Raw genomic sequence first — 12109 nt, 5'->3', positions numbered from 1 at the left:
GGCGCGCAGCGCGACGCCGACCCGGCCGCAGCTCTTCGCCAGCGCCCACTGATACGTCCGGCGATTGGCGGCCACCCACTCCGGCGAGAGGTCCGCGAGGTTCTCGAGGTGGCGCACCGTTTCCAGCGCGTTGGCGAGGCGGCTCCGCTCGCCGTTCCGCGGACGCCGCTCGACGTAGAGCGGCCGGTCGAGGAAGTACATCGGGAAGCGCAGCGAGAAGCGCAGCGCCATGTCGGTCTCGACGTCGAAGCTCGGCGCGCGCCACGGGCCGACCACGAGCAGTTCGGCGCGCCGAGCCACCGGCGCCCCGCCGCGGCCCATGTCGCGCTTCAGGAAGCCGCGCGTCGTGAACAGCTCGCCGCGGGTCCGCTTGTCGAGCGACGCGCGCCGCGGCCGGTCGTCCTCGTCCACCGCGCGACGGCCGACGCCGACCCACGCCGCGTCGGGATGTTCGGCGACGAAGGCGAAGACCGCCTCCAGGTAGTCCGGCTCGAGCCAGTCGTCGCCTTCGAGGAACGCGATCCACTCCCCGGTCGCCGCCGCGGTCGCGGCGTTGTAGGCCGCCGCGGGGCCGCCGCGCTCCAGCGGCAGGAAGCGCGCGTGTTCGGCGCGGGCGGCCAGAAGCTCGCGCGTGCCGTCCGTCGAACCGTCGTCCACCAGCAGCAGCTCGTGCGGCGGACGCGTCTGCGCGAAGGCGCTCGCCACCGCCCGCTCGACGAAGTCGGAGTGGTCGCGCGCGATCACGGCCAGCGTGACGGTGGGGCGCGGGTTGGGGGTTGCGGCGCTCATCGGGCGCCATTGTGCAGCAAGGGCGACGGAGTGCGCGAGGTCCGGCGTCGGGAGAGAAAGGCAAGGGTGCGCTTGGCGCGGATCGGGAGGCAGGCGCGGCGGCGGCGCCGTTGTTCCGACCTTCGTCGGGGCGCGCCAGCCTCCCCTACGGGGTGTCGAGGGGGATGGAGCGGAGGCGGAGGCTGTTGCCGACCACGGTCACGCTGGAGAAGGCCATCGCCAGCGCGGCCAACGCGGGATGCAGGTCGCGGATCCACGGCGGCAGCTCCGTCAGCGCGTGGAACGCGCCGGCGGCCAGCGGAATCAGCGCCACGTTGTAGAAGAAGGCCCAGAAGAGGTTCTGCCGCACGATCCGCAGCGTGGCCCGAGACAGGGCCAGCGCCTGCGCCGCGGAGCGGAGGTCGTTCCCGACGAGCGTGACGTCGGCCGCCTCGAGCGCCACGTCCGCGCCGGCCCCGACCGCGATCCCGACGTCGGCGGCGGCGAGCGCCGGCGCGTCGTTGACGCCGTCGCCGACCATCGCCACGAGGCCGCGTCCTTCGCCGCGCAGCCGCTCGATCTCCGCCGCCTTGTCGGCGGGGCGGACCTCCGCCAGAACCCGCTCGATCCCCGCCTCGCGCGCGATCGCCGCCGCGGCCCGCTTGTTGTCGCCGGTGATCAGCAGCGTGGCGACCCCCGCGGCGCGCAGCCCCTCCACCGCCGCGCGCGCCTCGGGGCGCAGTTGGTCGGCGACGGCGAGCAGCCCGAGCGCGCGGCCGTCGGCGGCGACGGCGACGACGGTGCGGCCGAGTTCCTCCTGCGCCGCGGCCTCGGCCGCGAGCGGACCCAAGGACACGCCGCGTTCGGCGAGCAGCCGCGGCGCGCCGACGAGCAGCGCGCGCCCCTCGACCGACGCCTCGACGCCCATTCCCGCGAGCGCCGCGAACCGCTCCGCCGGCGGCAAGGCGAGGCCGCGCGCCTCCGCCGCGCGGACGACGGCCGCGGCGAGCGGGTGCTCGCTCTTCCGCTCCGCCGCGGCGGCGAGCCGCACGACCTCGTCCTCGGCGGAGAGATGCGCGCCGCGGCGAGTCGGCGCGCCGTTCCGCGCGGCGTCCTCGGCGGAGAGACGCGCGCCGTCGCCTTCCGCGGGCCGCCCTTCTGTCTCCGGCGCCGCGAACGCCGCGACCAACTCCGGGCGGCCGCGCGTCAGCGTGCCGGTCTTGTCGAAGGCGACGACGCGCACGTCCCGCGCCCGCTCCAACGCCTCGGCCGAGCGGAAGAGGATCCCCAGGCCCGCGCCGCGCCCCGAGCCGACCATGATCGCCGTCGGCGTGGCGAGGCCGAGCGCGCAGGGACAGGCCACGACGAGCACCGCGACCATCCGGATCATCGCCGGCGCGAAGCCGCCGCCGCCGAACGCCCACCACAGCGCCAGCGTGGCCAGCGCGACGGCGACGATCGCCGGCACGAAGACCGCCGCGACGCGGTCGGCGAGCCGCTGCACCGGCGCCTTGCTGCCCTGCGCCTGCCGCACCAGCCGCACGATCTGCTGCAGCGCCGCCGCCGCGCCGACGCGCGTCGCCTCGATCTCCAACGCCCCCTGCGCGTTGAGCGTCGCGCCGATCACGACGTCCCCCGGCCCCTTGTCCACCGGCGCGCTCTCCCCGGTGACGAGGCTCTCGTCCACCGCGGAGCGTCCGGCGACGACGACGCCGTCCACCGGGATCTTCTCGCCGGGGCGCACGACGACGATCTCCCCGGCCAGCACTTCCTCCGCCGGAACGTCGCGTTCGACGCCGTCCCGCCGCACGCGCGCCGTCTTGGCCGCGAGGCCGACGAGCGCGCGGATCGCCGCCCCCGCCTTCCCCTTCGCGCGCGCCTCGAGCAGCTTGCCCAGCTTGATCAGCGCGAGGATCGCCGCCGCGGTTTCGAAGTAGACGTGGCCGTGCTCCGGCGCGGCGCCGAAGGCGCGCAGCGCGAGGACCGCGGCGCTGTAGACGAACGCCGTCGTCGAACCGAGCGCGACGAGGACGTCCATGTTCGCGGCGCCGTTGCGCAGCGAGGCGAACGCCCCGCGGTAGAAGTCGCGCCCGACGACGACCTGCACCGGCAGCGCGAGCGCGAGGAACAGCCAATCGACCCACGGAGCGTGCGCCCACGCGCCGAACAGCGCCAAGTCGCGGGCCATCGAGAGCGCGAAGAGCGGCGCGGCGAAGGCCAGGCCGAAGAAGAAGACCCGCCGCTCGCGCCGCCAGGCCGCCTCGCGCGCCGCGCGCTCCGCCTCGTCGGCGTCCTCCTCGGCCGCTTCGACGACGTCGTAGCCGGCGCGGCGGATCGCCTCGACGAGCCGCGCGCGCGTCGTCGCCCCCGGCACGTAGAGCGCGGTCGCCCGTTCCGCGGCCAAGTTGACGTTCGCCTCGACGACGCCGGGGCTCCGCTTCGCCAGCGCCCGCTCCACCGCGGCGGCGCAGTTGGCGCAGTGCATCCCGGTGACCGCGAACTCCGCCCGCGCCAGCGGCACGCCGTAGCCCGCGGCCTCGACCGCCGCGACCGCCCGCCGCTCGTCGAGCCGCCCCGGGTCGAAGACGATCCGCGCCCGCTCGGCGGCGAAGCTGACCTCCGCCGAGGCGACGCCGTCCAGCTTGCGCAGCGCCCGCTCCACCGCGGCGGAGCAGTTGGCGCAGTGCATGCCGGTGATCGGCAGGAACAGCTCCCGCCGCGCCGCGGCGGCGCCGTCGCTCATCGCGCCCTCAGTTCTCCGCCGGCGGGAAGTCGATCTCGACGAGCAGCGCGCGCAGCGCGTCCCACGAGACGCGCGCCTCGTCCCACTCCACCTCGACGGTCTTGAGGGATGCGTCGGCCCGGACTTTGGTTACGCCGGCGAGCGCTCCGAGCTCGCGCTCGATCGTCGCCGTGCAGTGGCCGCAGCTGATCTTGGGAACCGAAACGACCTTCTTCTCCATCGCGCGTCCCTCCGCAAGGACCATCGGTATACGCGCAAAGCGCCGCGGATCAACCCGCGCCCGAGGCGCCGCCCCCCGCGCCGCCCGCCGCGCCGCCGCCGCCGACCCCGCCGCCGCCGCCGAAGCCGCCGGTGGAGACGAAGATGGCGACGAACGTGGTGAAGGTCGCCGCGGCGTCCTGCCCGGCGTCGGCGAGCGCGCCGAACCACGCCGGCGCGGCGAAGCCGGGCCGCTTGGCGAAGAAGCGGCTCCACTGGTTCGTCAGGCCGAACGCCGCGGCGTAGGGCAGCCACGCCTCGAAGAGGTCGGCGCGTTCGAACGAGACCTTGCCCCGCGCGATCGCCCCCATGTGCCGCGCGAAGGCCGACCAGAGCGCCTCCTGCCGCCGTCCCTCGTCGGAGAGCGTGCCGCGCGCCAGCAGCGCGAGGAAGGCGACGACGCCCCAGAGGAGCGCCGCGAGGAGCGGCAGCGCCGCCCACCCGCCGTAGGACTCGACGCCGAGGGCGAGGACGACGCCGCCGACCGCCGTCAGCGCGGCCCAGGCCGCGCCGGTGCGGACGAGCGCGCGCCGCCGCAGCAGGCGACGCGCCGGATCGACGAACCCCGCGCGCTCCACGTCGGCGTCGAGCGCCGTGCCGTAGGCGGCGAGGCCGGCCGTCGCCCGCGCGGCGAGCGCGGCCTTGTCGGCGCGCGAGCCGAGCGGCGCGTCGGCGCCGAACGCCGCGTCGAGCAGCGCCGTCTCGTGCGGCGCCAAGTCCGCGGGGCGCGCGACCAGCTCCAAGTCGAACGACTTCCCCGTCCAGCGGGAGGCCGGACGCTCGCGCACGGCGATCGCGCCGCGCCGCGCGAGATCGAGCAGCGTCGCCCCGGCGAGCTGCCAGGTCATCGCCTGCCCGCCGTAGCGGAGATAGGCGGCTTCGGCCGCGGGCAGGGCCGCCGGCGGCGCCTCCACCGGTCCGCAGCTCCCGACCTTCTCGCCGCGCAGCGCGACGAACGACGGCCGCCAGAGCAGGAAGAGGACCGCGAAGAGCGCCGCCGAGCCGACGATCCAGTACGGCGCCGTGCGGTTCCCCGCCTCTTCCCGCGCGAACCACGCCGGCGGCGCGGGCATGATCGCGCGCGCCGGGAAGCGCACTTCCACGACGAGCGGCGCGTTCGGTTCGAGCCCCGTCGCCTCGAAGCGCGCCGCGCCGTCGTCGGCGATCGTCGCCTTGCCTTCCCCTTCGACGATCTCCGCGCCGAGGGCGCGCACGCCCGTCGGCCCCGCGACGCGCACGACCGCGCGGTCGATGCCGTAGCCGTACTCGTCGGGGAGCGCGGGCCAGCGGAACAGGTCGCCGCCCCTGCCCGGCGCCGCGGCGCCGTGCAGGACGTAGGTCATGCCGACGGTGCGCGAAGCGTCGGACGTCGCGGGGAAGCGGACCGTGATCCGCTGCCGCCCGCGCCGGTCGCGCAGCTCGTACGCCCCTTCGTCGTCCCCCGCGGGGAGCGGCCGGCCGTCGAGCGTCGCGCCGACGAACTCGATGCCGTCGCACGGCGCCGTCGGCAGCTCGCGGAAGACGTAGGTGAACGGCCCCCCGGCGAACTCGAAACGGATCGACTCCTCGACCCGCACCGTCCCGTCGGCCGCCGCGGCGTAGGCGACCTCGTACGACGCGGCGCGGTAGGTCTTCGCCTCCGCCGCGAGGTTGCCCGCGGTCAGCGCGAGCGCCGCCGCGGCCGCCGCCGACAAAATGATGCGCATGACGCCTCCTGTTTGAAACGACACCTCATTATCGCATCCGCGCGGGCGGTCCCGCGGCGCCGTCCGGAGGCCGCGCGCGGCCGTCCGTCGTCGGCTATGATGTCGCTGCGCCGCATGCGCGCGGCGACGAGGATGGCCTCTTTGCGCGCTCTACTCGAAAGGTTCGGGCAGGCGACCCAAGACACGTTCGAGGAAATCGGCCGCTTCTGGTCGATCCTCGGGCGGGCGCTCTACTGGGCCGTGAGGCCGCCGTTCGACCCGAAGCAGTGGGTGCGGCAGATGGTGCGGGTCGGCGTCGACTCGCTCCCCGTCGTCGGCCTGACCGCCGCCTTCACCGGCGCGGTGCTGGCGCTCCAGACCTTCACCGGCTTCGCCCGCTTCAACGCCGAGGGCTACGTCGGCTCGGTCGTCTCCCTTTCGCTGACGCGCGAGCTGGCGCCGGTGCTGACCGCGCTGATGATCGCCGGCCGCATCGGCTCCTCGCTCGCCGCCGAGCTCGGCAGCATGCGCGTGACCGAGCAGATCGACGCGCTGACGGCGATGGCGACGCAGCCGGTGCAGTACCTCGTCGTGCCGCGGGTGATGGCCTGCACGCTGATGCTGCCGTTCCTCGTCTCCTTCGCCGACCTGCTCGGGATCGGCGGCGGCTACTTCGTCGCCGTGAAGCTGATGGGCGCGAACCCGATCGTCTACTGGGACCGCACCTTCCAGTACCTCGAGGTCAACGACGTCTCCTCGGGGCTGATCAAGGCCGCGGTCTTCGGGCTGATCATCGGCACGACCGGCTGCACCAAGGGGTACTACGCCGGCGGCGGCGCCGAAGGGGTCGGCCGCGCGACGACCTCCGCCGTGGTGATGAGCTCGCTGGTGATCCTGCTCTCCGACTTCTTCCTCACGAAGATCCTGTTCTGAGGCGCGGCGATGGCGACGACGGAAACCAACGCGCTTCGGGCCGGCGGCGAGCCGCCGCGGATCGCCGTGCGCGGCCTGCGCAAGTCGTTCGACGGCCGGCCGGTGCTGCGCGGCGTGGACCTCGAGGTCTTCCGCGGGGAGTCGGTGGCGATCCTCGGCGCGTCGGGCGGCGGCAAGAGCGTGCTGCTCAAGCACGTCATCGGCCTGCTGCGCCCCGACGACGGCACGGTGGAGATCGACGGCCGCGACATGAGCGGCGCCGGCGAGCGGGAGTGGCGCGACGCGCGGCGGCTGTTCGGCATGGCCTTCCAGGAAGGGGCGCTCTTCGACTCGCTCGACGTCTTCGAGAACGTCGCCTTCCCGCTGCGCCGCCACACGAAGATGAAGGAGCCGGAGATCCGGGCCCGCGTGCGGGAGTGCCTCGACATCGTGCAGCTCCCGCAGGGCGTCGAGTCGAAGGCCACGAACCAGCTCTCCGGCGGCATGCGGCGCCGCGTCGGCTTCGCCCGGGCGATCGCCGCCCAGCCGGAGATCCTGCTCTTCGACGAGCCGAACACCGGGCTCGACCCGATCACCAGCGCCGTGATCGACCTCGACATCCAGCTGATGCGCGAACGCCTGCCGGTGACGGTGGTCACGATCACCCACGACGTGCGCTCCGTCTTCCGCATCGCGACGCGGATCGCCATGCTGCGCGACGGGAAGATCCTCGCCGCCGCCCCGCCCGAGGAGTTCCGCCGGCTCCCCGACCCGTACATCCAGAAGTTCCTCGCCGGCGAGCCGCTCGAGGAGGAGGATCGATGAGTTCCACCGCCAAGTTGGGCGCCTTCATGCTGGCCGCCCTGGTCATCATCGGCTTCCTGATCCTGCGCATCGAGCGGATCCCGCTCGGCGGCGGCAAGCGCAGCGAGGCGCGGGCCGAGTTCGCCTCGGTCGCCGGGCTCGACGCGAAGAGCCCGGTGCGGATCGCCGGCGTGCGCGTCGGCATCGTCTCCGGCGTGGCGCTCGACGGGAACCGCGCCGTGGTGACGCTCGACCTCGACCCGAGCGTCAAGCTGCACGAAGGCGCGAAGGCGGCGGTGCGCAGCCTCGGGCTGCTCGGCGAGCAGTACGTCGAGCTCGACCCCGGCCCGGCGAACGCCCCGCTGCTGCCCGACAACCCGCTGCTCGTCGGCTCGAACCCGGTCGGCTTCGACAAGGTCCTCGGCACGGCGAGCGACGTCGGCTCGGACATCAAGTCGGTGACCGAGTCGCTGCGCAAGACGCTCGGCGGGGACGAGGGGACGCGGCGGATGCAGGAGATCGTGGACAACATCCGCGACCTGACCGCCTCGCTCAAGGCCGTCGCCGAGGAGAACCGCGCCGACGTCCACGCCACGCTGGCGAACTTCCGCGACTTCTCGCAGACGCTCAAGACGGAGCTGCCGCGGCTGGCGGAGAAGCTCAACGGGCTGGCCGACAACCTCGACGCCGTGGTGGCCGAGAACCGCACGAACATCTCCGGCACGATGGCCAACGTCCGCGATCTCTCGGCGAAGCTGAAGACGACGGCCGACAACCTGAACGCGATCACCGGCAAGATCGACCGCGGCGAGGGCTCGATCGGCAAGCTGGTCAACGACTCGACGACGGTGGACAACCTCAACGCGACGCTGAAGTCGGTCGAGGGGGGCGTCAACATGCTGCGGGACACGGTCGCGCGGCCCGCGCGCTGGCAGCTCGACCTCGACCTGCGCGCCGAGTCGCTGCCGGAGATCAGCGACTCGCGCTCGACGCTCAACGCGAACCTCTGGCTCAACGACCGCCGCTTCGTCCGCCTCGGGTTCGTCAGCGCGCCGTTCGGCAAGGACCGCACGACCGACGAGACGGTCGTCTACTCCGACAACGGCCAGCCGCCGATCACCTACACGCAGCGGACGAGCAAGACGACGAACGACTTCACCTTCAACGCCCAGTTCGGGTACAAGCTGCAGCCGACGACGGTCGTGCGCGCCGGGCTGTTCGAGTCGGAGGGGGGCGTCGGGGTGGACCAGTCGCTGTACAAGGACAAGGTCGGGATGTCGCTCGACGCGTTCAACTTCAGCCGCAAGGACAAGGACGACAAGCGGACGCCGCACCTGCGGTTCGAGACCCGCTTCATGGTGACGAAGAACCTCTACGCCTTCGCGGGGTACGACGATCCGCTCTACAAGGATCGTCGCTCCTACCTGATCGGCGGCGGCATCACCTGGCGCGACGAGGACCTCAAGTACCTGCTCGGCACGGCCGCCTCGGTGGGCGCCCGGTAGGGGAGGCTGGCGCGCCCCGACCACCGCGTCCCGGCTCAAGATTCGACCGCGCCGGCCGCCCGTACGGGCGTATTTATTGATGCCGGGGCGGAGAGGGGCGCGGCGGCTCGGGGGCGGGACGGGAAGCCAGCTCCTTGAGCAGCAGCTCGACCGCCTTCTCGATCGACGCGTCGTGCGTCTCGTCGAAGTTCTCCGGCAGGTCGAACACCTCGACGTCCGGCGACACGCCTTCGTTCTCCACCACCCACTTCCCCGTCGCGTCGTAGATTCGGAACGCCGGGACCTCCGCCGCGCCGCCGTCCACGAAGCGCGGCGTGCCGGAAAGGCCGATCAGGCCGCCCCAGGTGCGGGTCCCGACCAGCGGTCCGAGCTTCAGCGTCTTGAACCAGTACGGCAGCGCGTCCCCGCCCGACGACGAGTAGCCGTTGATCAGCATCGCCTTCGGCCCGTCGTGGGCGAACGCCGGCGAGCGCATGCTCTCGACGTCGCGGCGCGCCCAGTAGGCGATCGTGCGCCGCGAGAGGTACTCCACGATCCGCACCGGGATGAACCCGCCGCCGTTGTAGCGGTCGTCCACGATCAGCGCCGGCTTGCGCGTCTGCGGATAGAAGAGCTTCTGCAGCATCCGGTTCCCCGCTTCCGCGGTGTCCGGCAGGTGGATGTACCCCACCTTGCCGCCGGAGAGCCTGTCCACGAGCGCCGCGCGGTTCTTGACCCAGTCGATGTACCGCAGCTCCCCTTCGTCGGCGATCGTGCGCACCACGACCTTGCGCGAGCCTTCGAAGCCCGGCTTCGGGCCGACCGTCAGCGCGACGAGCTGGCCGGCCTTCCCTTCGAGCGGCCGGAACGGATTGTCCCGCGTCGTCAGTTCGACGCCGTCGATCGCCAGCAGGTACTCCCCTTCCCGCACCTCCGAGCCGGCCTCGGTGAGCGGCGAGCGGTACGCCTCGTCCCAGTTCTCGCCCTGCAGCACGCGCGCCACGCGGAAGCGGCCGGAAAGATCCGGCGCGAGGTCGCAGCCGAGCAGGCCGCCTTCGACGCGCGGCGTCTCCGGCCGGTCCCCTTCCGAGATGTAGGTGTGGCCGGCCTCGAGTTCGCCGACCATCTCCCCCATCAGCCAGTCGAGCTCCGCGCGGTGGTCGACGAACGGCAGCAGCGCCGCGTAGCGTTCCTTCACCTTCCGCCAGTCGGCGCCGTGCATCGCCGGGTCGTAGAACCAATCGCGGAAGACGCGCCACGCTTCGTCGAAGATCTGCCGCTGCTCGGCGCGCGGGTCGAGCTTCATCCGCAGGCCGGAGAGGTCGAGCCGGCCCTCGTCCGGGCGCAGCCCGGCCCGCGCGTCGGCGACGCCGAAGCTCTGGCCGCTGCGGTAGAGCAGCTTCTTGCCGTCGGCGGAGAGCTGGAAGTTCGACGCGCCGTCGAGGACCTTCTCTTCCTTGCGCTCCTTGAGGTCGTAGCGGTAGAGCGCGCCGCCGTTCTCGCCGCGCCGCACGTAGAAGACGGCGCCGGACGCGGCGGCGAGCGGGCCGTAGTCCCCGGCGGCGACGCCGGGCAGCGCGACGACGCGCGCCGCGAAGCCGTCGGCGACGACCTTCGTCTCCGGCGCCGGCGCCTCCTTCTCCGCGCCGCCGTTCTTCGCCGCGTCGTCCTTCTTCGCCTCCGCCGGGCCGCGCTCCTCGTCGCTCTTCGGCGGGAAGAGCGGCGGCGCGGCCGGATCGAGCGCCGCGGCGAAGACGCGCGTCGCGCGGTCGTAGACGAAGTCGAACTCGAACGAGCTCTGCGCGCGGTGAAAGTCGCGGTTGGAGAGGAAGAAGAGGTACTTTCCGTCGGCGCTCCAGACGGGGTTGAAGTCGGCCGTCGCCCCGTCGCCGAGCGTCGCGCTCTTGCCGCCCGCCGCCGGCCAGACGGCGAAGCCGGGCAGGCCGTTCGGGTGGTTCTTGGCGTAGAGCAGCCAGCGGCCGTCGGGGGACCAGCGGTACTCGTCGAGGTCGTCCTGGTCGCCGCGGTCGACGTCCACGACCGCGCCGGAAGCGACGTCGAGCACGCGCAGGCGCCGGGCCTTGTCGCCGTAGGCGATCTTCTTGCCGTCGGGGCTCCAGACCGGCGCGAACTTCCACGGCGCGCCGTCGCTCGTCAGGCGCCGCGCCGGGGCCGAGCCGTCCTGCGGCCGGACGTAGATCTCCGCCTCGCCGCTCGCGTCGGAGACGTAGGCGATCGACTTGCCGTCGGGGGACCAGGCCGGGTCGCGTTCCCGCACGCCCTGCGTGCCGGTGAGGTTGCGCGTCGCGCCGTCCTTCGCCGGCACGCTGAACAGGTCGCCGCGCGCCTCGAAGACGACGCGCGCGCCGCTCGGCGAGAGCGACGCGGCGGCGATGTTCTTGGCGACGGCGACGAAGCGCGGCGTCTCCAGCGGCGCCTCGGCGCCGAGCCGCACGTCGATCTTCTCCGTCTTCTCCGAGGCGAGGTCGAACTTGTAGAGCCAGCCGCCGTTCATGAAGACGATCGAACCCGGACCGAGGCTCGGCCAGAGGACGTCGTACTCGTCGAAGCGGGTCAGCTGCCGGACGGCCTTCGTCTTGAGGTCGTAGGCGAAGAGGTTGATCGTCCGCGAGCGGTCGGAGGCGAAGTAGATCGTGTCGCCGGCCCACATCGGGAAGTTGTCGGAGCCGGGGTAGTCGGTGATCCGTTCCGAGCGGCGGGCCTTGAAGTCGTAGATCCAGATGTCCTGCGCCCGCCCGCCCCGCGTCCGCTTCCAGGTGCGGAACTCGCGGTCGATCGGGGTGAAGGCCAGCTTCGCGCCGTCGGGCGAGAGGGAGGCGCCGCCGCCGTGCTGCGGCGCCAGCGGCGTCTCGAGGCCGCCCTTGGGATCGACGAGGAAGTACCGTCCCATCCGCTCCCCCCACGGGGTGCGGTTCATCCGGACGAGGATCTTGCCGTCGTGCGTCCAGCCGAGGATCCAGTCGTCGTATCCGCCGCGCGGCGGCATCGGCCCGACGTCGTTGCGGAAGGTCAGTTGGCGCGGCTCGCCTCCTTCGATCGGCATGACGTAGACCTGCCTCGTGCCGGTGTACTCGGCGCTGTAGGCGATCCACTTGCCGTCGGGGGAGATCTTCGGGAAGAGCTCCTGGCCGGGATGGGAGGTCAGGCGGCGCGCCTCGCCCCCCGCCGCGGGGGCGCGCCAGATGTCGCCGCCGTGGACGAAGACGACGACGTCGCCGTGGATGTCCGGGAACCGCAGCAGCCGTCCCTCGGGGGACGGGCCGTCCGCGGCGGCCGGCAAGGCGGCGGCGGACGCGAAGGCGAGAACGGACAACAGGAACCGCGTCGTTCGGTGCACGGGTTGTCTCCTCGAAGGCGCCGCGCGGCGACGCCGCGCGCTCCCCGAAGAGTACCCCCAATCGCCCGACGCGATTCCCGCGGGATCCCGCGTTTCG

At 73.2% G+C, this 12109-nt stretch carries 8 protein-coding genes; 3 read left to right on the top strand and 5 right to left on the bottom strand.

Annotated elements, in window-relative coordinates; translation table 11 throughout:
- The 4 genes from LLG88_15800 to LLG88_15785 all read right to left on the bottom strand — a co-directional run.
- On the bottom strand, positions 1-789 hold a 789-nt coding region (locus LLG88_15800), incomplete at its 3' end, for a glycosyltransferase family 2 protein (GenBank protein MCE5248373.1).
- A gap of 145 nt (positions 790-934) precedes the next feature.
- On the bottom strand, positions 935-3511 hold the full coding sequence (locus LLG88_15795; protein MCE5248372.1) for a heavy metal translocating P-type ATPase: 2577 nt from the start codon (positions 3509-3511) through the stop codon (positions 935-937).
- 7 nt (positions 3512-3518) lie between these two features.
- Positions 3519-3731, bottom strand: a complete 213-nt coding sequence (locus tag LLG88_15790) for a heavy-metal-associated domain-containing protein (protein MCE5248371.1) — start codon at positions 3729-3731, stop codon at positions 3519-3521.
- 49 nt (positions 3732-3780) lie between these two features.
- Positions 3781-5475 (bottom strand): DUF2207 domain-containing protein, encoded by a 1695-nt coding sequence (locus LLG88_15785; GenBank protein ID MCE5248370.1) that lies wholly within the window; start codon positions 5473-5475, stop codon positions 3781-3783.
- Between the two features lie 141 nt (positions 5476-5616).
- Between LLG88_15785 and LLG88_15780 the strand changes: the two genes are divergently transcribed.
- Genes LLG88_15780 through LLG88_15770 form a run of 3 tightly spaced genes read left to right on the top strand, consistent with a single transcriptional unit; the run spans position 5617 to position 8675 of the window.
- A complete protein-coding gene (locus tag LLG88_15780) occupies positions 5617-6387 on the top strand; it encodes an ABC transporter permease (protein ID MCE5248369.1) in 771 nt (256 codons plus the stop codon).
- A 9-nt stretch (positions 6388-6396) separates the two neighbouring features.
- A complete protein-coding gene (locus LLG88_15775) occupies positions 6397-7191 on the top strand; it encodes an ATP-binding cassette domain-containing protein (GenBank protein ID MCE5248368.1) in 795 nt (264 codons plus the stop codon).
- Positions 7188-8675, top strand: coding sequence for an MCE family protein (locus LLG88_15770; protein ID MCE5248367.1), 1488 nt, complete (start codon positions 7188-7190; stop codon positions 8673-8675). Before LLG88_15775 ends, LLG88_15770 begins: the two co-directional genes overlap by 4 nt.
- A gap of 73 nt (positions 8676-8748) precedes the next feature.
- Here the strand turns inward: LLG88_15770 and LLG88_15765 are convergent, their stop codons facing one another.
- Entirely contained in the window at positions 8749-12012 is a 3264-nt protein-coding gene (locus LLG88_15765) for a PDZ domain-containing protein (protein MCE5248366.1), read from the bottom strand.
- Positions 12013-12109 lie beyond the last annotated feature (97 nt).

This window comes from bacterium, from assembly GCA_021372775.1.
Lineage (GTDB): Bacteria > Acidobacteriota > Polarisedimenticolia > J045 > J045 > JAJFTU01.
This window is presented reverse-complemented; position numbering and strand designations above follow the sequence as displayed.

Bases quoted from the DNA above. Each gene is read 5' to 3' on its own strand.
- LLG88_15785 (MCE5248370.1), bottom strand. From the start codon at position 5,475: ATGCGCATCATTTTGTCGGCGGCGGCCGCGGCGGCGCTCGCGCTGACC.
- LLG88_15775 (MCE5248368.1), top strand. From the start codon at position 6,397: ATGGCGACGACGGAAACCAACGCGCTTCGGGCCGGCGGCGAGCCGCCG.
- LLG88_15790 (MCE5248371.1), bottom strand. From the start codon at position 3,731: ATGGAGAAGAAGGTCGTTTCGGTTCCCAAGATCAGCTGCGGCCACTGC.
- LLG88_15770 (MCE5248367.1), top strand. From the start codon at position 7,188: ATGAGTTCCACCGCCAAGTTGGGCGCCTTCATGCTGGCCGCCCTGGTC.
- LLG88_15795 (MCE5248372.1), bottom strand. From the start codon at position 3,511: ATGAGCGACGGCGCCGCCGCGGCGCGGCGGGAGCTGTTCCTGCCGATC.